At 73.4% G+C, this 21,272-nt stretch carries 17 protein-coding genes, 1 pseudogene and 1 riboswitch; of the genes and pseudogenes, 8 read left to right on the top strand and 10 right to left on the bottom strand.

All coding sequences use genetic code 11. From position 1 onward, the window contains the following. Window positions 1-60: 60 nt before the first annotated feature. Both EIZ62_RS01445 and EIZ62_RS01440 read right to left on the bottom strand, forming a co-directional pair. Window positions 61-1,149: an NADH-quinone oxidoreductase subunit B family protein gene (locus EIZ62_RS01445; RefSeq protein WP_156690891.1), complete on the bottom strand. Its 1,089-nt coding sequence runs from the start codon at window positions 1,147-1,149 to the stop codon at window positions 61-63. Window positions 1,150-1,198: 49 nt separating this feature from the next. Next, window positions 1,199-2,923 carry a hydrogenase maturation protein gene (locus tag EIZ62_RS01440; protein ID WP_156696138.1) on the bottom strand — a complete coding sequence of 575 codons (1,725 nt, stop codon included), beginning with the start codon at window positions 2,921-2,923 and terminating at the stop codon, window positions 1,199-1,201. Window positions 2,924-3,250: 327 nt separating this feature from the next. Between EIZ62_RS01440 and EIZ62_RS01435 the strand changes: the two genes are divergently transcribed. After that, a complete protein-coding gene (locus EIZ62_RS01435; RefSeq protein WP_425281787.1) occupies window positions 3,251-3,589 on the top strand; it encodes a hypothetical protein in 339 nt (112 codons plus the stop codon). A gap of 170 nt (window positions 3,590-3,759) precedes the next feature. Here EIZ62_RS01435 and katG read toward each other — a convergent pair whose 3' ends face one another. Then, entirely contained in the window at window positions 3,760-5,994 is a 2,235-nt protein-coding gene (gene katG / locus EIZ62_RS01430; RefSeq protein WP_156690889.1) for a catalase/peroxidase HPI, read from the bottom strand. Between the two features lie 444 nt (window positions 5,995-6,438). Between katG and EIZ62_RS01425 the strand changes: the two genes are divergently transcribed. Further along, entirely contained in the window at window positions 6,439-6,870 is a 432-nt protein-coding gene (locus tag EIZ62_RS01425; RefSeq protein WP_156690888.1) for a Fur family transcriptional regulator, read from the top strand. Between the two features lie 76 nt (window positions 6,871-6,946). On the opposite strand, the gene EIZ62_RS01420 is transcribed toward EIZ62_RS01425, so the two are convergent. Beyond that, entirely contained in the window at window positions 6,947-7,978 is a 1,032-nt protein-coding gene (locus EIZ62_RS01420) for a GlxA family transcriptional regulator (RefSeq protein WP_425281786.1), read from the bottom strand. A gap of 52 nt (window positions 7,979-8,030) precedes the next feature. On the opposite strand from EIZ62_RS01420, the gene EIZ62_RS01415 reads away from it, so the two are divergent. Beyond that, window positions 8,031-8,462 (top strand): cupin domain-containing protein, encoded by a 432-nt coding sequence (locus tag EIZ62_RS01415; protein ID WP_156690887.1) that lies wholly within the window; start codon window positions 8,031-8,033, stop codon window positions 8,460-8,462. Here the strand turns inward: EIZ62_RS01415 and EIZ62_RS01410 are convergent. Continuing rightward, window positions 8,419-8,625 (bottom strand): hypothetical protein, encoded by a 207-nt coding sequence (locus EIZ62_RS01410; RefSeq protein ID WP_167536285.1) that lies wholly within the window; start codon window positions 8,623-8,625, stop codon window positions 8,419-8,421. The two genes, EIZ62_RS01415 and EIZ62_RS01410, sit on opposite strands and share 44 nt — an antisense overlap. Window positions 8,626-8,920: 295 nt before the next feature. On the opposite strand from EIZ62_RS01410, the gene EIZ62_RS01405 reads away from it, so the two are divergent. The 3 genes from EIZ62_RS01405 to EIZ62_RS01395 all read left to right on the top strand — a co-directional run bounded on the left by EIZ62_RS01405 (window position 8,921) and on the right by EIZ62_RS01395 (window position 12,935). After that, window positions 8,921-9,640, top strand: a complete 720-nt coding sequence (locus EIZ62_RS01405) for a class I SAM-dependent methyltransferase (protein ID WP_156690885.1) — start codon at window positions 8,921-8,923, stop codon at window positions 9,638-9,640. Window positions 9,641-9,796: 156 nt separating this feature from the next. Further along, window positions 9,797-11,086: an NAD(P)/FAD-dependent oxidoreductase gene (locus EIZ62_RS01400; RefSeq protein WP_156690884.1), complete on the top strand. Its 1,290-nt coding sequence runs from the start codon at window positions 9,797-9,799 to the stop codon at window positions 11,084-11,086. Window positions 11,087-11,198: 112 nt separating this feature from the next. Continuing rightward, window positions 11,199-12,935 (top strand): serine/threonine-protein kinase, encoded by a 1,737-nt coding sequence (locus EIZ62_RS01395; protein WP_156690883.1) that lies wholly within the window; start codon window positions 11,199-11,201, stop codon window positions 12,933-12,935. A gap of 42 nt (window positions 12,936-12,977) precedes the next feature. Here the strand turns inward: EIZ62_RS01395 and EIZ62_RS01390 are convergent, their stop codons facing one another. Then, window positions 12,978-13,142 carry a hypothetical protein gene (locus EIZ62_RS01390; protein ID WP_156690882.1) on the bottom strand — a complete coding sequence of 55 codons (165 nt, stop codon included), beginning with the start codon at window positions 13,140-13,142 and terminating at the stop codon, window positions 12,978-12,980. Window positions 13,143-13,273: 131 nt separating this feature from the next. Between EIZ62_RS01390 and EIZ62_RS01385 the strand changes: the two are divergent. After that, window positions 13,274-13,732: pseudogene (locus EIZ62_RS01385) on the top strand (SAM-dependent methyltransferase); the annotation flags it as partial. 156 nt (window positions 13,733-13,888) lie between these two features. Then, the gene (locus EIZ62_RS01380) at window positions 13,889-14,206 is read left to right on the top strand and encodes a glyoxalase superfamily protein (protein WP_156696136.1); all 318 of its coding nucleotides are present in this window, start codon (window positions 13,889-13,891) and stop codon (window positions 14,204-14,206) included. An 82-nt stretch (window positions 14,207-14,288) separates the two neighbouring features. Here the strand turns inward: EIZ62_RS01380 and metE are convergent, their stop codons facing one another. The 4 genes from metE to aceA all read right to left on the bottom strand — a co-directional run bounded on the left by metE (window position 14,289) and on the right by aceA (window position 21,225). Next, window positions 14,289-16,631, bottom strand: coding sequence for a 5-methyltetrahydropteroyltriglutamate--homocysteine S-methyltransferase (gene metE, locus EIZ62_RS01375; protein ID WP_156690881.1), 2,343 nt, complete (start codon window positions 16,629-16,631; stop codon window positions 14,289-14,291). A 162-nt stretch (window positions 16,632-16,793) separates the two neighbouring features. Then, a riboswitch (cobalamin riboswitch) is annotated at window positions 16,794-17,013 on the bottom strand. A gap of 273 nt (window positions 17,014-17,286) precedes the next feature. Then, on the bottom strand, window positions 17,287-18,168 hold the full coding sequence (locus EIZ62_RS01370) for a 3-hydroxybutyryl-CoA dehydrogenase (protein ID WP_156690880.1): 882 nt from the start codon (window positions 18,166-18,168) through the stop codon (window positions 17,287-17,289). Continuing rightward, on the bottom strand, window positions 18,165-19,775 hold the full coding sequence (gene aceB, locus EIZ62_RS01365) for a malate synthase A (RefSeq protein WP_156690879.1): 1,611 nt from the start codon (window positions 19,773-19,775) through the stop codon (window positions 18,165-18,167). Before aceB ends, EIZ62_RS01370 begins: the two co-directional genes overlap by 4 nt. Window positions 19,776-19,941: 166 nt before the next feature. Beyond that, complete coding sequence (aceA, locus tag EIZ62_RS01360) at window positions 19,942-21,225, bottom strand: isocitrate lyase (protein WP_156690878.1); 1,284 nt, start codon at window positions 21,223-21,225, stop codon at window positions 19,942-19,944. Window positions 21,226-21,272 lie beyond the last annotated feature (47 nt).

The following is a 21,272-nucleotide window of genomic DNA, read 5'->3' as shown; positions in this document are numbered from 1 at the left end:
TCTGCGGGAGGTGGTGGGGGAGGGGGGTCGCCCACGGGGAGGGTGCCGCCGCCGGGGCGGTCACCACGGCGGGCGGTAGCCGGTGGTGATCTCCCGGCCGGTGTGCCGCCACTTGGGTTCCCTGTCCACGGTGCGGGCCGTGATCGTGCGCAGCCGGCGGATGACCGCGCCGTACGCCCCGCTGGCGGTGCTGGAGAGCTTGCCGCCGGGAGGTTCGTCCATGAACGGCATGAACTTGTCGGGGAAGCCGGGCATGGTGCAGGCGATGCAGATGCCGCCCACGTTGGGGCAGCCGCCGATGCCGGCCATCCAGCCGCGCTTCGGTACGTTGCACTTGACGACCGGGCCCCAGCAGCCCAGCTTCACCAAACACTTCGGCGAGTCGTACTCCGTCGCGAACTGGCCCTGCTCGTAGTAGCCGGCCCGGTCGCAGCCCTCGTGGACGGTGGCCCCGAACAGCCAGGTCGGGCGCAGCTTGTCGTCCAGCGGGATCATCGGCGCCGAACCCGCCGCCTGGTAGAGCAGGTAGGTCAGCGTCTCGGCGAAGTTGTCCGGCTGGATGGGGCAGCCCGGCACGCACACGATGGGGATGCCCGCCTTGGACTTCCAGTCCCAGCCCAGGTAGTCGGGCAGACCCATCGCGCCGGTCGGGTTCCCGGCCATGGCGTGGATGCCGCCGTACGTGGCGCAGGTGCCGATGGCGACCACCGCGAGCGCCTTGGGCGCCAGGCGGTCGATCCACTCACTGGTGGTGATGGGCTGACCGGTGTCCGGGTTGTCCCCGAAACCGCACCAGTAGCCCTCCTGCTTGATCGACTCGTTGGGGATGGACCCCTCGATCACCAGGACGAACGGGTCGATCTCGCCCCGCTCACCCTTGAAGAACCACTCGATGAACGTGTCCGCTCCGTCCACCGGACCGCACTCGAAGTCGATCAGCGGCCAGTGGACCGCGATCTTCGGCAGCCCGGGGAGCGCCCCGAGGGCGATCTCCTCGATACTCGGCTGCATGGCGGCCGTCAGGGCGACCGAGTCGCCGTCGCAGCTCAGCCCGGCGTTGATCCAGAGGATGTGGATCGGCTTCTCCTCCGTGCCGGGCGAACCGGAGGCTTCGGGCTGCTGGTCCGTCGTCGGCGACGCTGTGTTCATCGAGGGCCTCCTCGGGGAGGTGTGCCGCTTGCTTCGAGTCTTTACCGGGCTAAGAGTCCGACAGCCCGGCGCCGCCCGCACCTGCGGGGACCCGGTCGGGGGCGGCCGTCTCCTTGCGTACGAACGCCCTGCGCAACGCGTGGTAGGGGGCGGCCGGGTCGTCGAAGACGCCCCGCATCCGGGCCAGTTCCCGCTCCCTGAAGCCCGCCAGCGGGGTCTCGGCCTCCCGCCGCTCGTGCTCCGCCTTCTTCGCGGCCAGCCGTGTCTGCGTCCCGGACGAAACCGCGAGATGTGCGGCCAACCGGGTGACCTCGGCAGTGAATGACGAGGGCGAGCACCGCACCACCCGGTCGACCAGGCCGAGGTCACGCGCCCGGGCGGCGGTGACCGGAAGGGCGTCCTCGGTGAGCCGCCCGGCCATGGCGGCGCCCACCCGCCCGGGCAGCGTGTAGGTCCAGTACTCCGACCCGTACAGGCCCATGCGCCGGTAGTGCGGATTGAGCACCGACCCGGAGCGGCACCACACCTCGTCGGCGGCCAGCGCCAGCATGCAGCCCCCGGCGGCGGCGTTGCCGCCGATCGCGCTGACGACGACGCGGTCGGTGGTGGTGAGCACCGCCTCGACCAGGTCGTCCATGGCGTTGATGTTGGCCCACGACTCCGCCGCCGGGTCGGCCGCCGCCTCGATCACCCCCAGGTGGATGCCGTTGGAGAAGAAGTCCCGGCCGCCGCCCAGGACCAGCACGGAGGTGGGCCGGGCGCACGCGGCCCGGTACGCCTCCAGCAGCCGCCGGCAGTGGGCGGTGGACATCGCACCGCCCGGGAACGCGAAGGACAGCACGCCCACCGCGCCCTCCTCCCGGTACCGGACGTCCGACCAGGTGGTGTCGTCGGCGGGCGGGAGCGCCGGCAGGGGCAGCTCGGGCAGGTCCGGCAGGGCGGCCAGGCGGTCGCCGAGCGCCACGGTGGCGGGCAGCTTGCACGCCCGCGGCTCCCCGTGCCCGGTGCGGGCCCGCAGCTCGGGGATCCACACCGCCCCGTCCGTCGTGGCGCGGCAGATCGCCCCGGCGCGCGTGGCCAGCAGCTCGCCGGGGCGCCCGCGCAGGCCGCGCTCGGGGTGCCCGCCGTGCAGGAACCACTCCCCGCCCAGCAGGTCGTCCAGGACTCCGGGCTGGGAGTCGGCGGCCCGCAGGGTGCGCAGCACCGTGTCGGTGGTGTCCTCGTCCCACGAGATACGGCGCGCCACCTGGCGCATCGGCGGCCTCGGGCGCGCGCCCGCCGCCGTGGGCAGGGTGTCCTGGGCGGCCGGGACGTACCGGCCGGACGCGAAGCGCTCGACGGCCAGCAGCACCGCCTCCACGGCGGCGTCGCCCAGCTCGTTGCGGTACAGATCGCTCTTCGCCACCGGCGGTACGGTGCAGATCGCCGTCGCCCACACGGGCCCGGCGTCCATCTCCTCCTCGGCCTGGAGCACGGTGACGCCCCACTCCCCGGCACCCTCGCGGACGGCCCAGTCCAGGGAGGAGGGCCCCCGGTCGCCCACCGGGCCCGGGTGCACGATCAGACACGTCACGGACGTCCACACGTCACGCGGGACGACGGCCTTCAGCATGGGCGCCACCACCAGCTGGGGCGTGTGCAGGCCGACGGCCGCGCGGACGTCTCGGCCGTGGGGGGTGACCTCGACGGCGACGGTGTGCCCGCGCTCCCGCAGCTCGGCGTGCACGCGCTGGGTGAGGCTGTTGTAGGCGCTGGCGACGAGCAGGATGCGCATGGCGACCCCTCCCAGGGTGCGACGGTCGGTCGTGCGGCGTACCGGCTGCCTGCGATGGTCGGTCACGGGGTCGCCCTGCCGTCGACACGAATCCCGCTCATCACTCGTACGGGTGACCGTTCCCGCCACATGCCCGGTGCTGGTGTCCAGGCGGCGTCCTGGTCGGTGCCCCCGGTCCGCCATGGACCGATATGCCGGGTGTGCGGGGAAGTGGAAGAATTTCTAGTGCCCTGGCACGGACAAGGACGTGCCTCCACCGCAGCGGACAGGCAGGTCGGCGCCATGCCCAAGGAACAGAAGCCAGCGAAGCCGTCACGGGGGCAGGGGGTGAGCCGGCACGAGGGGACCGAGCACCACGGCTGGTCCCCCGACGTCGACGAGACCCGGCAGCAGGAGAACCCGAGCGCCCGGCGCTCCTTCCACGCGGAGGACGCCCCGGAGCGCGGCCCGGGCCGCAAGCCCTCCAAGGAGGAGCGCGGCTCCGTGCCCGGTGACGTGGCCGAGAGCGGCACCAAGCGGGGCGAGGAGTACGGCGACACGTCGGACGAGGGCATGCGGGACACCGGCCGCAAGGGCCGCTCGGGACGCCCCTCCGGTACGAAGGACGACTCCGCGTTCACCGGCGTCGACCCCAACGACTCCGAGCCCGGCAACCGCCCGGGCTGACCCCCGGCCCGCGCCGGGGGCGGAGCGGAACGACAGACCGGGCCGGCCCGCGGAATGGGGCCGGCCCGGACTCGGGCGTTCACCGGACGCCGCTCAGCGGGCGTTCACCGGATGTCGCTCAGCAGGTGATCAGATGTGATCAGCGGGTGATCGGCGGGTGATCGGCGAGGTCATCGGACGAGGTCGAACCGGTCGAGGTTCATGACCTTGTCCCACGCCGCGACGAAGTCCGTCACGAACTTCTCCCTCGCGTCGTCGCTCGCGTAGACCTCCGCCAGCGCCCGCAGCTCCGAGTTCGAGCCGAAGACCAGGTCGGCGCGGGTGCCGGTCCACTTCACCTCGCCCGTGGCCGCGTCCAGCCCCTCGAAGGTGGTCTGGTCCTCCGACGTCGCCCGCCACGTCGTGCCCAGGTCGAGCAGGTTGACGAAGAAGTCGTTGGTCAGTGTCCCGGGGGTGGTGGTGAAGACGCCCAGCTGCGACTGCTGGTGGGTCGCGCCCAGGACGCGCAGGCCGCCGACGAGGACCGTCATCTCGGGGGCGCTCAGCGTCAGCAGGTTCGCCCGGTCGATCAGCAGGAACTCGGCCGGCAGACGGTTGCCCTTGCCCTGGTGGTTGCGGAACCCGTCCGCGGCCGGCTCCAGCGCGGCGAACGACTCCACGTCCGTCTGCTCCTGCGCGGCGTCCACCCGGCCCGGCGTGAAGGGCACCTCGACCTCGAAGCCCGCGTCCCGGGCGGCCCGCTCGACCGCGGCGGCACCCGCGAGCACGATCAGGTCGGCGAGCGAGACCTGCTTGCCGTCGGTCCGCGAGGCGTTGAAGGAGCGCTGGATGCCCTCCAGGGCGCGCAGCACCGTCGCCAGCTGGTCCGGGTCGTTGGCCTCCCACCCGCGCTGCGGTTCGAGGCGGATCCGCGCGCCGTTGGCGCCACCGCGCTTGTCGCTGCCGCGGAAGGTGGAGGCCGACGCCCACGCGGTGGACACGAGCTGGGACACCGACAGCCCCGATGCGAGGACCTGGGCCTTCAGGGCGGCGACGTCCTCGCCGTCGACCGGCTCGTGCGCCACCTCGGGCAGCGGGTCCTGCCACAGCAGCGTCTCCGACGGGACCTCCGGGCCGAGGTACCGCACGACCGGACCCATGTCGCGGTGGGTCAGCTTGAACCACGCCCGCGCGAAGGCGTCCGCGAACTCGCCCGGGTTCTCCAGGAAGCGCCGCGAGATCTGCTCGTAGACCGGGTCGAACCGGAGCGAGAGGTCGGTCGTCAGCATCGTCGGAGCGTGGCTCTTCGCCGGGTCGTGGGCATCGGGGACGGTGCCGGCCCCGGCCCCGTCCTTCGGGCGCCACTGGTGCGCGCCGGCCGGGCTCTTGAACAGCTCCCACTCGTGACCGAAGAGGATCTCGAAGAAGCTGTTGTCCCACGCCGTCGGGGTGGTGGTCCAGGTGCCCTCGAGGCCGCTGGTGATCGTGTCGCCGCCCTTGCCCGTGCCGAAGGTGTTCCTCCAGCCGAGGCCCTGCTCCGCGAAGGCCGCGGCCTCGGGGTCGGGACCGACGTGGTCCGCCGGGCCCGCGCCGTGCGTCTTGCCGAAGGTGTGGCCGCCCGCGATCAGCGCGACCGTCTCCTCGTCGTTCATCGCCATCCGGCGGAACGTCTCGCGGATGTCGCGGGCCGCGGCGATCGGGTCCGGGTTGCCGTTCGGGCCCTCCGGGTTGACGTAGATGAGGCCCATCTGGACCGCGCCGAGCGGGCCCTCCAGCTCACGGTCGCCGGTGTAGCGCTCGTCGGCGAGCCAGGTCGTCTCGGGACCCCAGTACACGTCCTCCTCGGGCTCCCACACGTCCTCACGGCCGCCGGCGAAGCCGAAGGTCTCGAAGCCCATCGACTCCAGCGCGACGTTGCCCGCCAGGATCATGAGGTCGGCCCACGACAGGTTCTGGCCGTACTTCTTCTTGACCGGCCACAGCAGGCGGCGCGCCTTGTCCAGGTTGGCGTTGTCCGGCCAGCTGTTCAGCGGGGCGAAGCGCTGCTGACCGGCCCCGGCACCACCGCGGCCGTCACTGATGCGGTACGTACCGGCGCTGTGCCACGCCATCCGGACGATGAACGGGCCGTAGTGGCCGAAGTCGGCCGGCCACCAGTCCTGCGAGGTGGTCAGCACCTCGGCTATGTCCTGCTTCACGGCCGGCAGATCGAGGCTCGTGAAGGCCTCCGCGTAGTCGAACCCGTCACCGAGCGGGTTGGCCACGGCCGGGTTCTTGGCGAGGATCTTGAGGTTCAGCCGTTCCGGCCACCACTGGCGGTTTCCACCGCCCTGGGTCGGGTGCAGAGCCCGTCCGTGCGGGACGGGACAGCCGCCCGTGCCCTCCGCCTTCGCGTCGACGACGATTGCATCATGGTTCTCGGACATGGGAATCCTTCCGGATCAGGCGGAACGAGGCGCTCATCAAGAACCGCGGTGCTCCGGCGGCCGGGGTGCCGGCCCCTCGGAACAGGCGCAAGGGATGTACGGGGAGGGCGGACGGGCCGGCTGCGCGGGGGCCCACGGAGACGGGCGCCGCGGCACCGGGCCGGCTCACCGGTGCGAACGGTCCCGCGCGACGTGACGCGGAAGGCGGTCGCACGAACTCGAGTGCCGCGCGGCCTCTTTGCGGTGGAGCGTCACGCCTGTGTCTCCCGCCGTACTGGAGTCTTCCTGCCCCTTGGCACTCAACGATGCCGATCCTACGATGGACGGAATCCAAGTCAAGACGTATGCCAGACCAACATTCCCTCAACATTTCCATCGGATCCCGGACGCGGACGGACGAGCGCCCGGCATCCCGCCGATCCGAGCCGGGACGGGTGAACCGATATGAGCGGCCTGCTGGAGCGACTGCGCGCCCGTGGCTGGCGGATGACCTCCCAACGGCGCGTCGTCGCCGAGGTCCTCGACGGCGACCATGTGCACCTCACCGCCGACGAGGTGCACGCCCGCGCCGCCCGGAAACTGCCCGAGATCTCCCGGGCGACGGTCTACAACGCCCTGAGCGAACTGGTCTCCCTCGGGGAGGTCGCCGAGGTCTCGACCGGCGGCCGCGCCAAGCTCTACGACCCCAACACGCACCACCCGCACCAGCACCTGATCTGCTCCGGCTGCGGCCTCATCCGCGACGTCCACCCGGCCGGCAACCCCCTCGCCGGCCTCCCGGCGGACGAGCGGTTCGGCTTCACCGTGTCCGGCGTCGAGGTCACCTACCGGGGGCTGTGTCCCGACTGCGCCCGGGCCGTCGCCGGGGGAGCGTGACGAACCGGCCCGCAGCGGCCGCCCGCGGGACAACTGCCCGCGCAGGGCGCCTGGGCGGGGCGGTCCACCGCGCCCGTCAGTTCACCGTGGGCCCGAACCGACGCCGGTACGCCGACGGGGTGATGCCCGTCTCGCGGCGCATCAGCGTACGCAGGTTGGCGGCGGTGCCGAGCCCGCTGCGCCGCGCGACCATCTCCACACGCGACTCGCCCCGCTCGATCAACCGGCATGCCAGGGTGAGTCGTTCGCCTGTCAGCCAGGCCAGCGGTGTCGTCCCCAACTGCGCCCGGAAACGGCGGTGCAGCGTCGCCGGGCTCACCGCCGCGCGTGCCGCCAGGTCGGAGACCGTGAGCGGTGAGTCCAGCCGCTCCTGGGCCCAGGCCAGCACGGGTGCCAGGGACTCGTCGGGCAGGACGGGCACCGGACGCTCCACGAACTGCCGCTGACCGCCGTCCCGGTGCGCCGCGAACACCAGGCGCCGGCTCACACAGTTGGCCACCTCCGCGCCGTGGTCGCGCCGGACCAGGTGCAGCCCCAGGTCGAGCGCTGCCGCGCTCCCCGCGGCGGTGAGGATGTCGCCGTCGTCCACGAACAGTACGTCCTCCTCGAGGTGGACGGAGGGGAAGCGGGCCCGGAAGGAATCCGCCCACTGCCAGTGCGCGGTGGCCCGGCGCCCCTCGAGAACTCCGGCCTCGGCCAGCGTGAAAGCGCCGCTGCAGAACCCGACCAGCCGCGCCCCGCGCGCGTGCGCCCGCCGGACGGCGTCCAGCACCGCGGGGCGGCGGGGCACCTCGACGTCAGGACGGTTGGGGACGATCAACGTGTCGGCGACCTCGGCCGCTTCGAGCCCGGCGACCCCGGTGAGCGTGAAGAATCCGTCCCGCATCAGGGTGCGGGGCTCGGGTGAGCAGAGGGTGAAGTCGTAGAGGTCACGGCCGATCTCCGGTCGGCGCAGCCCGAAGACCTCGGTCGCGCAGCCGAGTTCGAAGGGGTTCGAGTTCTCGTCGACGATCACGACGACCCGCGGCACGTGCGGTGTGTCCGATCCACCGGGTGCGTCCGGTGTCTTAGCCGGGCGGCGTCGCGCGTGCGAGGATTCTTGCGCCATGTGCCATTCCTAGCACTCACGTCGGCCGTGCGTACGGGCTCAGGATGAGCCCATGAGCAACGAACCCGTCCACCTGAGCCAGGCCCTCGCCACCTTCGACGCACTGTGGAGCCCCCGCATCGTCACGCGCGTCAACGACTACGACGTCCGCATCGCCAAGGTCGAGGGCGAGCACGTCTGGCACGCCCACGACGACACCGACGAGTTCTTCCTGGTCCTGGAGGGGGAGCTGCACATCTCGTTGCGCGAGCCCGAGGGGGAGCGCACGGTCAGGCTTCCGCGAGGGACGGCCTACACCGTGCCCCGAGGCACGCAGCACCGGCCGTACGCCCCGTGCGGTGCGGCGATCCTCATGTTCGAACCCACCGGGACGCTGACCGTGGGCGACCGCCACGACGATGTCCCGGCCCACGTGGACGCCACCACCGGGCATACGCTCGTCACCTCGTCCCACGCGGTTGAGGAACGCCGGTCGCCGTCATAGGGACGCCGGTCGCCGCCGTCGGGACGGCGATGAGCCAGTGAGCTTCGGCGATGACGTCGGCGTCGACCTCGGCGATGACCTCGGCCGCGGTCCTGCGGCCGTACTTGCGGCCGTATTCGAGGATGTCGTACTCGTCATCCAGTTCGGCGAGTCGCTCCGCCAACGGCGGTTCGTGCCCGAAGCACCGGTGGTTCCGGGGAGGGGGCGCCCCGGTCGAGAGGTTCACGGCGGCGGCCCCTCCGTGACCGGGGGCGTCCGGAAGGGTGAGCCCGGCGGAAGGGCGGCGGGCCTCCGGCGCGTTGTCGGCGGGAACCCGGGCGGCGACGGCCCCCTCGGGTGATCCTTGGCCGGTAGGTGCGCGTCCGGGTTGGGGACGCGTCCGCCCGGGCACCCGGGCGGGAAGACACAGACGGCGCCCCCGCGCCTTCGTGAACCGTCCTGCTGCCCCTGGAGTGCGCATGACCCTGTTGCGTGACGAGGACCTCGCCGCCGCGTTCGACCACGCCGCCCGCGGCTACGACGCCCTGGTGGCCGTCAACCCCGGATACCACGCGCACCTGCGACGCTCGGTGCGCCGTCTCGGGCTGCCCGGCTACGGGGAGGGGCTGCGGCTGCTGGACCTCGGCTGTGGCACCGGCGCGTCCACCGCCGCGCTCCGCTCCGCCCTGCCCGGGGCGCACATCACCGCGGTGGACGCCTCCGCCGGGATGCTGGAACGGGCGGCCGCCAAGCCGTGGGCACAGGGCGTGTCGTTCGTGCACGCACCGGCGGAGCGCCTGGCGGAGGCCGGTGTGACGGGGCCGTTCGACGCGGTGTTCGCCGCCTACCTCTTCCGCAACGTGGCCGACCCCGACGCCGTACTCACCTCCGTACGCGACCTGCTGGCACCCGGCGGACGGCTCGGAGTGCACGAGTACACCCTGAGCGGCCGCCGCGCCGACCGGGCGGTGTGGACCCTGGTGTGCCGGGGCATCGTCCAGCCCGCGGCCACCGTGCTCGGGGACGGCGAGCTGTACCGGCACCTGTGGCGCAGCGTCGTGCGCTTCGACTCCGCGGACCGCTTCGCGGACCGGGTGGGGTCGGCCGGCTTCGACCGCGTACGGACCCTCCCGCTGCCGGGCTGGCAGACGGGCATCACCCACACCTTCGTCGCGCGCCGCCCCGGCACCACGGCGTAGGCCTCCGGGAACGGAGCAACACGCGCGCCCCGCCGCCCTGCGTCCGCCGGGGCCGCCGAACGTGAAGAGTGGGGGACAGGGTGCGCCGCGGCGCACCACCGTCGCCGCCCCGCGCCTGCGAAGGGCGGCCGAGAGTGGAAGAAGAGGTGGGTCAGCGTGTCCGCATCCCCGGCACCCACGGACGTGCTCGTCGTAGGAGCCGGCGCCGCCGGGCTCGCCTGCGCCCGCGACCTGCTCGCGCAGGGCGTCGGCGTGCGGCTCCTGGAGGCGTCCGACGAGGTCGGCGGCCGTATGCGTACCGACCGGGTCGAGGGGTTCGTCGTCGACCGGGGCTTCCAGGTCTTCAACACCTCCTACCCCCAGGTCCGCCACCGCCTCGCACTGCGCGACCTGAGACTGCGCCCCTTCACCCCCGGCGTCCTCATCCACACGGACAGCCAAGCCGGGACGGACAGCCACTGTGGTACGGGCAGCCACACCGGCTCGGGCAGGCTCCGCTTCACCGACCCCACCCGGCGGCCCCGCACGCTGCCCGACCTGCTGCCCGGACGGCTCGCCGGCCCCCGCGACCTCATGGCCCTCGGGCTCCTCTCCGCCCGCGACATGCTCGCCCCACCACGGCTGCTCAAGAGGACCGCGGACCTCACCACCCGCACCGCGCTGGCGGACGCCGGGATCTCGGACGCGCTGGTCGAGCGGTTCTTCCGCCCGTTCCTGTCCGGCGTCTTCCTGGAGGACGAACTGGAGACCTCCGCACGGGTCTTCCACCTGGTGTGGCGCAGCATGCTGCGCGGCACCCTCTGCCTGCCCGCGGAAGGCATCGGAGCGGTCCCGCGCGCCCTCGCGGCCGCCCTGCCGGCCGGGACCGTGCGCCTGGACACCCCCGTGGACCGGCTCACGGACGACGGCGTGCTCACGGCGGACGGTCAGGAGGTCCCCGCTCGCGCCGTGGTCGTGGCGACCGGGCCCCGGCAGACCGCCACCCTGCTCCCCGGGGTGAGCCTCCCCGCCTACCGGGTGGTGACCACCTACTACCACGTGACCGAACGGTCCCCGATCGGCGAGCCGACGCTGCTGGTGGACACCCGCCGCCGCTTCCTCAACACCTGCGCGCTCAGTGACGTCACGCCCACCGTCGCGCCGCCCGGCCACGCGCTGGTCGCCACCTCCGTCCTGGGCCACGACACCGAGGGCCGCGAGAGCGAGGTGCGCGCCGCGCTGAGCGACGCGTATGGCACGGACACCGGCCCCTGGGACCTCCTGACGACCCGTACGGTCGAGGACGCGCTGCCCGCCATGAGGCCGCCGCAGCAGCTCAGCCGCACCACCCGGGTCACGCCGGGCAGGTACGTGTGCGGAGACCACCGGGCCACCGGCTCGGTCCAGGGCGCCCTGGCCTCGGGAGCCCGCGCCGCCCGCGAAGTGCTGCGCGATCTCGGACGGTGACGCCCGCGCGGCGTCGGGAGGTGGCCGCCGACCGGCCGGTCACCGCCCGAGCGGGCCGGGTAGGGCCGCCTGCCGTACCGGCGTGAGCAGGGGCCGCCTACGATGACCCGCCATGAGCACGAGTACGGGTGAGGGCGGCAGACCCCTGGTCGACGGACGGTTCGAACTGGTCTCCCGCCTGGGCAGCGGCGGTATGGGCACGGTCTGGCGGGCGCGGGACGTCACCCTGGACCGCGAGGTGGCGCTCAAGGAGGTACGCCCGCCCGATCGGGCCGCCGAGGAGGCCGACCCCGGCCTCACCGCGCAACTGCGCCGCAGGGCGGTGCAGGAGGCCAAGGCGCTGGCCCGGCTGTCGACCCCGCACGTCGTGACGATCCACCAGATCGTCGAGCCCCCCGACGGCTCGCACCCCTGGATCGTCATGGAACTCGTCGAGGGACGCTCGGTGTACGACCGCCTCGCCGACGGCCCCATGCCCGTGCCCGAGGTGATCACACTCGGCCTGGAGGTCCTGTCCGCGCTCCGCGCCGCCCACAGCGCCGGCGTCCACCACCGCGACGTCAAGCCCGCCAACGTCCTGCTGCGCCCGGACGGCAGCGCCGTCCTCACCGACTTCGGCATCGCCGTCCTGTCCGGAGCGACGTCCCGGCTCACCTCGACCGGCGACCTCATCGGCTCGCCCGAGTACATCGCCCCCGAGCGGGTGCGGGGCGAGGAGGGCAACCCGGCCTCCGACCTGTGGTCGCTCGGGATGCTGCTGTACGTGGCCGCCGAGGGCCACCACCCCTTCCGCCGGGCGACCGGTCTCGCGACCGTGGTCGCCGTCCTGGACGACCCGGTCCCGCCGCCGGTCAGGTCCGGAGCGCTCGGGCCCGTCCTGGACCAACTGCTGGTCCGCGACCCCGCGCGGCGCCCCGACGGCGCGCGGCTGGAGCGGCTGCTGCGCCAAGCGCAGTACGCGGCCTCCCCCCAGGGCCCGCACGCGACGGCTTGGACCCCGCAGGACGCCGTCCCGGGCGGTACGTCCGTTCCGGGCGGTGCGTCCGTTCCGGGGGGTAGGTCCGTTCCGGGTGGTGCGTCCGTGCCGGGTGGGGTCTTCGGGCCGCCCGTACCGCCCCTGCCGGCCGCGCCGCCCGCGCGCCGGCCGGCCCGCCGTCGTGCCGTGGCCGTCTCCGCCGCCCTCGCGGTGACGGTCGCCCTCGCGGCCGTGGCCGCCCTGAACTGGCCGCCCGGGGGTGGTTCGGCGGACAGGGGCAAGAACGGCACCGGCACCTCGCCCTCCACCTCCGGCCCTCGCACCCCGGGACCCGCCACGCCCGGCACCGGAACGCCCGCCACCGACACGCCCGGCACCGGATCATCCGGGTCCAACGGCGGCGGCACCGCGCCCAGGGGCTCGCTGCTCACCGAGGCGAACGTACGCGCCGTCCTCGCGTCGTTCCGCGAGGCGAGCGGCAACCCGCAGGTCAAGGAGGTGACGTTCTACGAGGACTACGCGCTGGCCGCCATCCCCACGAAGCCGGGGGCCAAGACGTACGACGCGTACCAGTACCGCGACGGTGTGGCGAGGAGGACCGGCCCGGGCGGCACCATCGCGTCCGGCAGCGCCGACGACCAGCCGTTCGACGCCACCACCCTCGCCTGGAGCGGCCTGCCCGCACTCATGAAGCGCGCGGAGCGGGAGCTGAAGGTGGACGACCCGAACCTGCGGTACGTCATCGTCGACCGGTGGACGTTCAACGACGACCGCCCGACCCTGCGCGTCTACCTCTCCAACGAGTACCTGGCATCCGGCTACCTCGCCGCCGACACCCGCGGCCAGGTCGTGGCCTCCCACCCGGCGTCCTGAGCGCCCTCGCACCCCGTGCGCCCCGCGCCGCCCACCACCGCGTCACACCCTCCGGTGCCAGCACCACCACGCGCCGAGGGCCGCCACGGCCGGAACGGCGAGGTCTCCCACCGCGACGACCCCGCCGGGCCCCTCCGGGAGCGCGCCGACGCCGCCGACGGCGACCGCGGCGAGGAGGACGGCGAGAACGGTCCAGAACTTCCGCATGACGGGCCCCCACAGGTGCGGTTGGTGCGCGTCACGGTAGCGGGCGGCAGGTTCACGCGGGCGGCCACGGGCGGCCCGCCCGGCCCCGGCTCCCTCTCCCGACACTTCCTCACCCCCAGGAGGCCCACACCATGAGCACGGACCAGCGCCACCTCCTCGTCATCGGCGTCGGGGCCGGTGACCCGGACCACCTGACGCTCGCGGCGGTGAAGGCACTGCGGCGCGCCGACGCCTTCTTCCTCCTCGGCACGGGTCCGGAGAAGGCTTCGCCCACCGACCTGCGGCGCCGCATGATCGACGCGCACGCCGACCGGCCCCACCGCGTCGTCGCAGCCGACGACCGCGAGGAGTGCACCACCGCCGTCCACGACCGGCGAGCCCGGCGCGGCGACGTGTACGAGCGCCTCGTCCGCGACGAACTCGCCCCGGGCGAGACCGGCGCCTTCCTGGTGTGGGGCGACCCGTCCCTGCACGACGGCACGCTGGACGTCCTGGCCTCGGTCGCGGCACGGGGCACCGTCGCCTTCACCACCGAGGTGGTCCCGGGCGTCACCAGCGACTCCGCCCTCGCGGCACGCCACGGCTTCGCCCTGGACCGGGTGGGCCCCGACGCCGACGGCGACGCCCGCATCAACCGCGGCGCCTGCACCGGCACCCCCGACGAACTCCTCGTACCCGGACGGTCGTCGGACGCCGCCGACCGCGTCCGGCGACCGCGCACCGAGCCGCCGGCCGACGAGGAGGCGATCCCCGTCCTGCGCGTCGACGACGCCGCCACGGCGGTCGCCTGGTACCGCCGACTCGGGTTCGTGCAGCAGTGGGAGCACCGTTTCGAGCCGGGCTTCCCGGCCTTCGTGGAGATCGCCAGGGGCGCCGTCGCGCTGTTCCTCTCCGAGCACACCGGCGACGCCCGCCCCGACACCCTGGTCTACCTCCGCGTACGTGACGTCGACGCCGTCGCCGCCGAGTTCGGCGTGCCGGTGACCACCGCCCCCTGGGCGCGGGAGGTCGAACTGCGCGATCCCGACGGCAACCGCCTGCGCGTGGGCACGCCCACCGAGTGAGCACGGCCCGGCCTGCCGCGGTGCCTCCGCGCGACGGCCGGGAGACCCGCACCCGCGCGGGTGTCCCGGCCGTCCCAGCGGGTCAGGAGGAGGACAGCTCCGCACGGACCGTACGGGCGGCGGCCACCAAATTCTCAAGCGACGCCCGGGTCTCGGGCCAGCCCCGGGTCTTCAGACCGCAGTCCGGGTTGACCCAGAGCCGTTCGGCCGGGATGGCCTCCAGGCCGGCGCGCAGCAGCGCGGCCGCCTCGTCCGCACCCGGAACGCGCGGCGAGTGGATGTCGTAGACACCCGGGCCCGCCTCGCGCGGGTAGCCGTGGGCGGCGAGCTCACGCGCGACCTGCATGTGCGAGCGGGCGGCCTCCAGGCTGATGACGTCGGCGTCGAGGTCGTCGATGGCCTGGACGACATCACCGAACTCCGCGTAGCACATGTGCGTGTGGATCTGCGTGTCCGGACGCACCCCGCCGGTGGTCAGCCGGAACGACTCGGTCGCCCAGGCGAGGTACTCCGCGTGGTCCGCCTTCCGCAGCGGCAGCGTCTCGCGCAGCGCCGGCTCGTCCACCTGGATCACCGAGGTGCCCGCCGCCTCCAGGTCGCTCACCTCGTCGCGCAGGGCGAGGGCGACCTGCCGGGCGGTCTCGCCGAGCGGCTGGTCGTCGCGGACGAAGGACCAGGCGAGCATGGTGACCGGCCCGGTGAGCATCCCCTTGACCGGCCGGTCGGTGAGGGACTGGGCGTACCGCGTCCAGCGGACCGTCATCGGCTCGGGGCGCGAGATGTCACCGGCGAGGACCGGCGGCCGGACGTAGCGGGTGCCGTACGACTGGACCCAGCCGGCCTGTGTGGCGAGGTAGCCGGTGAGCCGCTCGGCGAAGTACTGCACCATGTCGTTGCGTTCGGCCTCGCCGTGCACGAGGACGTCCAGACCGGCCTTCTCCTGGAAGGAGATCACCTCCTGGATCTCGGCCTCGATGCGCTGCTCGTAACCGGTGGCGTCGATCCGCCCGGCGCGCAGGTCCGCCCGCGCGGTGCGCACCTCGCCGGTCTGCGGGAACGAACCGATGGTCGTGGTGGGCAGCAGCGGCAGTCCGAGGTGCGCGCGCTGGGCGGCGGCCCGCTCGGCGTACGGCTGCGAGCGGCGGGCTGCGGCGTCGGTGACGGCTCCGGTACGGGCCCGGACAGCCGCGTCACGGGTGAGGGGGGAGCGGGCGCGGGACGCCAGGTCGGCCCGGTTCGCGGCCAGTTCGGCGGAGATCGCGTCCGTGCCCCGGGCCAGACCCTTGGCGAGGGTGACGAGTTCGGCCGTCTTCTGCCGGGCGAAGGCGAGCCAGCGGTGGATCTGCGGGTCGATGTCCCGCTCGAGGGCGGCGTCGATGGGCACGTGCAGCAGGGAGCAGGAGGCGGCCACGTCCACACGGCCGGCGAGCCCCAACAGGGTGCCGAGGGTGGACAGGGACTTCTCGTAGTCGTTGATCCAGACGTTGCGTCCGTCGACCACACCGGCCACCAGGCGCTTGCCGGGGAGGCCGCCGACGGCCGCGAGCGCGTCCAGGTTGGCGGCCGCGGCGCCGGTGAAGTCGAGCGCGAGACCGTCGACCGGAGCCTTGGCCAGCACCGGCAGTGCCTCGCCCAGCCGGTCGAAGTAGGAGGCGACGAGCAGCTTCGGCCGGTCCGTGAGTCCACCGAGGTCCCGGTAGGCGCGCTCGGCGGCGTTCAGCTCGGCCGCGGTGCGGTCCTGGACGAGCGCGGGCTCGTCGAGCTGCACCCATGCGGCGCCGGCCGCCCGCAGGTCGGCGAGGACCTCGGCGTACACCGGGAGCAGCCGGTCCAGCAGGGTGAGCGGGTCGAAGCCCGGCGCCACGCCGGGCGCGGGCTTGGCGAGCAGCAGGTAGGTGACGGGCCCGAGGAGGACGGGCCGGGCGGCGAGACCCAGCTCCAGCGCCTCCTTCAGCTCCGCGACCTGCTTGGTGGAGTCCGCCGTGAACTCGGTGTCCGGGCCCAGCTCCGGCACCAGGTAGTGGTAGTTGGTGTCGAACCACTTGGTCATTTCCAGCGGCGCCACGTCCTGGGTGCCGCGCGCCATGGCGAAGTAGCCGTCCAGGGCGCCGGCGCGGGTACCGGTGCCGGCAGCGGCCTCGAAGGCGGCCCGGTGGCGTGCGGGGATCGCTCCGACCATGACGGTGGTGTCGAGGACGTGGTCGTACATCGAGAAGTCGCCGGTGGGCACTTCGTGGACACCGGCGCCGGCCAGCTCGTTCCAGTTCGCCCGGCGCAGTCCGGCGGCCGTGGCACGGAGGGCGTCGGCGGTGACGCGGCCCTTCCAGTACCCCTCGATCGCCTTCTTCAGCTCCCGGTTCGGCCCCTGGCGCGGATAGCCGTACACGGTGGCCCGTGCTGCCGCGGCTGCGGTCTTCGTGGTCACGGAGATCTCCTTCGCGAGATGAATCCCTGAGATCCCGGGGACGGGACGAGAGCGCGAAGGGGTGACGGACCGGACGGTGCGGCCTCGCGCGGTGTGCGCGGCCGTCCGCCCGATGTGTACGCCGACCCGCCCTCGAGGTCACCGGGATGCCGCACGCGACGGTTCGCGTACGGACAGCGGGCAGGTCTTCGGACTCGCGGGCACTTCCTCCCCGAGGAGGTCTCCTACTGGCCGTCGCTTCCCAGGCCCCTGCGGACCCAGTGCGTATGACGGCGGTCGTTCCCGCTCACCGCTGCGGGGCAGTCCCGGATTCCCACCGGGTTCCCTCTTGCGACGCCTCCCGCCTGGCGGGCGGGGGCGAACCAGCTGTGCCGGTCAGCCTACGCGGCGGTGCCGCACGACGGAGCGGTACCTCCGGCATTCGGACGGCGGGGACGACGTGAGGTGGGACACACGGGCCCACGGCCCGGCGGCGTACGAGTGCGGGCCCACGGCCCGGAGGGCGTACGAGTGCGGGCCCACAGCCCGGCGGGTACGAGTGCGGGAACGCGTCCGGTCGGGGACGTGTCCCAGCGGTAACGCGTCCGGGCGGGAAGCGTCATCCCCGCGCTTCCCGCCCCGACACCTGACGCCGGCCCCTCAACCGGCGCCGGGCTCATCCCCCGTCGTACGGGTGGAACCCCCGGCCCGACTTGCGGCCGAGGAGACCCGCCTCCACCATCCGCTGGAGCAGCGGCGGCGGGGCGTACAGCGGCTCCTTGAACTCGTCGTACAGGGACTCGGCGATCGAGGCCACGGTGTCCAGCCCGATCAGGTCCGCGAGCCTGAGCGGACCCATGGGGTGGGCGCAGCCGAGCTCCATGCCGGCGTCCACGTCGGCGGGCGAGGCGAACCCGGACTCCGTCATGCGGATGGCCGACAAGAGGTACGGGACGAGCAGGGCGTTGACCACGAAGCCGGCCCGGTCCTGGGAACGGATCACCGTCTTGCCGAGAACGCCGGTGACGAACCCCTCCACCAGCGCGACGGTCGCGGCCGAGGTGTGCAGGGACGTCACGACCTCCACCAGTGGCAGCACGGGCACCGGGTTGAAGAAGTGCAGCCCCACCACCCGGTCCGCGCGGCCGGTCGCCATGCCGAGGCGCATGACCGGGAGGGACGAGGTGTTGGTGGCCAGTACCGCCGCCGGATCCTCGACGATCTTGTCGAGCGCGGTGAAGACCTCGGTCTTGGCGTCCGCGTGCTCCACGACCGCCTCGACGACCAACTGCCGGTCGGCCAGGTCCTCCAGGCTTCCGGTGACGACCAGGCGGGCGAGCGCGTCGCCCGCCGCGCGGCGCTCCAGCTTCCCGCGGCGCACCGCACGGTCCAGGGACGCCGACACCCTTTCCCGGGCGGCGCGCGCGGCGACCGCGTCCACCTCGCAGAGCACGGTGTCCAGCCCGGCCCGCGCGCAGACCTCCGCGATCCCGGCGCCCATCTGCCCTCCGCCGACCACGCCGACACGCCGCACCGCCACGCGCTCGGGCCCGCTCATGACCGGCCCTCCCCGCGGTCCGCGCGGCGGACGAGGTGGCGCGAGTAGGCGTCCGGCGTGAAGAAGAGCGGCAGCGCGCTGTTCAGCGCCGTGTGCTCGAAGAGCGCCCGGACCTCGTCGACCGCCGCCCACGGGTACTCGGCCCCCAGAGCGGCGACCTCGTCGTCCAGTACGGCCAGCACCGTCTCGCGGTCGACGACCCGGTGGCGCAGCCACTGCCAGACCTGCACACGGGCGATCTCGGCGGTGGCCGCGTCCTCCATCAGCCCGTTGAGGGCGACCGCCCCCCGCCCGCGCAGCCAGGCGTCGAAGTAGCGCAGGGCGACCGCGATGTTGGTGCGCACGCCCTCCGGGGTGGGCGGGCCGCTGACGCGGCGCACGGACAGCAGGTCGGCCGCGGTGACCTCGACGTCGTCACGGGTACGGTCCAGCTGGTGCGGCCGTTCTCCCAGGACGCCGTCGAACACCGCCCGGCACACCGGGACGAGCCGGGGGTGGGCGACCCAGGAGCCGTCGAAGCCGTCCTCCGCCTCGCGTTCCTTGTCGAGCCGGACCGTGGCCAGGGCGGCCTCGTGGGCGGCCGGGTCCTTACCGGGCACCTGGGCGGCCATGCCGCCGATGGCGTGGGCGCCGCGCTTGTGGCAGGTGCGGACGAGCAGTTCGGTGTACGCGCGCATGAAGGGGGCCGTCATGGTGACCCTGGCACGGTCGGGCAGCAGGAAGTCGGTCCGGTGCCCGAACGTCTTGATCATGCTGAACAGGTAGTCCCAGCGGCCCGCGTTGAGACCGGAGCTGTGCTCGCGCAGCTCGTAGAGGATCTCCTCCATCTCGAAGGCGGCGGTGATCGTCTCGATGAGCACGGTGGCGCGGACGGTGCCGCGCGGGATGCCGAGGAGCTCCTGGGCGAGGACGAAGACGTCGTTCCACAGCCGGGCCTCGTAGCGGTTCTCCAGCTTGGGCAGGTAGAAGTACGGTCCGTGCCCGGCGTCCAGCTGGCGCCGGGCGCAGTGGAAGAAGTACAGGCCGAAGTCGACGAGAGAAGCCGGGACGGTCTCGCCGTCGAGCTCCAGGTGCTCCTCGGTGAGGTGCCAGCCGCGCGGGCGGATCACGATGGTGGCGAGGCTGCCGGGGGCGCCCAGCCGGTACGCCTTCCCTCCGGGGGCCGTGAAGTCGATGCGCCGTTCGATGGCGTCGAGCAGCGTGAGCTGGCCGCCGACGACGTTGTCCCAGGTGGGTGCGGTGGCATCCTCGAAGTCCGCCATCCACACCTGGGCCCCGGAGTTGAGCGCGTTCACGGCCGTACGGCGCTCGGGCGGACCGGTGATCTCGACACGGCGGTCCGTCAGCCCCGGCGCCGGAGGGGCGACGCGCCAGGTGGGGTCGTCGCGGACGGCGGACGTCACCAGGGGGAACTCGAGGGGAGAGCCGGCCGAAAGGCGGATCGCCTGCCGGCGGCGCTCCTTCAGCACCTCCAGCCGGCGCTCGCGGAAGGCGGCGACGAGGGTCCCGACGAAGTCCAGGGCCGCGGGGGTGAGGATCTCGTCGTGACGTTCGCCCGGGGCCGCGAGGACGCGGAGCCGGTGGGTCAGTGCGCTGGCGGTGGTCATGGGGCCTCCTGAGTGGGGAGCGGAGCGGGGGCGGACGGACACGGTCGCCCGGCCCCCGCCCGGCCGGCGGAACCGGGGGCCCGGCACGGCCTGCTGCGTGGGACCGCGGCGCGAGACCGCGGGGCGGGGGCCGGGGGCGGGCCTGGGGGCCCGCCGGCGGGCGTTCCTAGTGGAACTGCTCCTCCTCCGTGGAACCGGCCAGGGCCGTGGTCGAGGAGGCCGGGTTGACGGCGGTGGACACCAGGTCGAAGTAGCCCGTACCGACCTCCCGCTGGTGCCTGACGGCGGTGAACCCGTGCTCCTGCGCGGCGAACTCCCGCTCCTGCAGATCCACATAGGCGGTCATACCGTGCTCGGCGTAGCCGCGGGCGAGGTCGAACATGCCGTGGTTGAGGGAGTGGAACCCGGCGAGGGTGATGAACTGGAAGCGGTACCCCATCGACCCGAGTTCGCGCTGGAACTTGGCGATCTGGTCGTCGTCGAGGGCGGCCTTCCAGTTGAAGGAGGGCGAGCAGTTGTAGGCGAGCATCTGGTCCGGGTACTCCGCGTGGATCGCCTCGGCGAACTCCCGCGCCTGGGCCAGGTCCGGGGTACCGGTCTCGACCCAGATGAGGTCCGCGTACGGGGCGTAGGCGAGGCCGCGTGCGATCACCGGCTCCATACCGCCGCGGACCCGGTAGAAGCCCTCGGCGGTGCGCTCACCCGTGACGAAACGGGCGTCGCGCTCGTCCACGTCACTGGTCAGCAGGTTCGCGGCCAGGGCGTCGGTACGCGCGACGATCACCGTGGGGACGTCGGCGATGTCGGCCGCGAGACGGGCCGCGTTCAGGGTGCGGACGTGCTGGGAGGTGGGGACCAGGACCTTGCCGCCGAGGTGGCCGCACTTCTTCTCGGAGGCGAGCTGGTCCTCGTAGTGGATGCCCGCGGCACCGGCGGCGATCATCGCCTTGGTCAGCTCGAAGGCGTTCAGCGGACCACCGAAGCCCGCCTCGGCGTCGGCCACGATCGGCGCCAGCCAGTCCGTGGTGTCCGTGCCGCCCTCGGCCGTGGCGATCTGGTCGGCGCGCAGCAGCGCGTTGTTGATGCGGCGGACCACCTGCGGCACGGAGTTGGCCGGGTACAGGCTCTGGTCGGGGTACGTGTGGCCGGCCTGGTTGGCGTCGGCGGCCACCTGCCAGCCGGACAGGTAAATGGCCTGGAGGCCCGCCTTCACCTGCTGCACGGCCTGGCCGCCGGTCAGCGCGCCGAGCGCGTGCACGTAGTCCCGCTCGTGCAGCTGCCGCCACAGCCGCTCGGCGCCGCGCCGCGCCAGGGTGTGCTCCTCACGCACGCTGCCGGACAGCCGCACCACGTCCTCGGCCGTGTACGTCCGCTCGATCCCCTGCCACCGGGGGTCCGTCGCCCAGCGCCGCGCCAGTTCCCCGGCCGCCCGCGTCGTCGCCTCTGCCATGAGTGTCACCGTCTCTCGTTGTGTCGCGTCTGCCAACCCTCCGGCCG

Source organism: Streptomyces ficellus, assembly GCF_009739905.1.
Taxonomy (GTDB): Bacteria; Actinomycetota; Actinomycetes; order Streptomycetales; family Streptomycetaceae; genus Streptomyces; species Streptomyces ficellus_A.
Note: the sequence above shows the minus strand (reverse complement) of the source record. Positions and strands in the feature narration are given on the sequence as shown.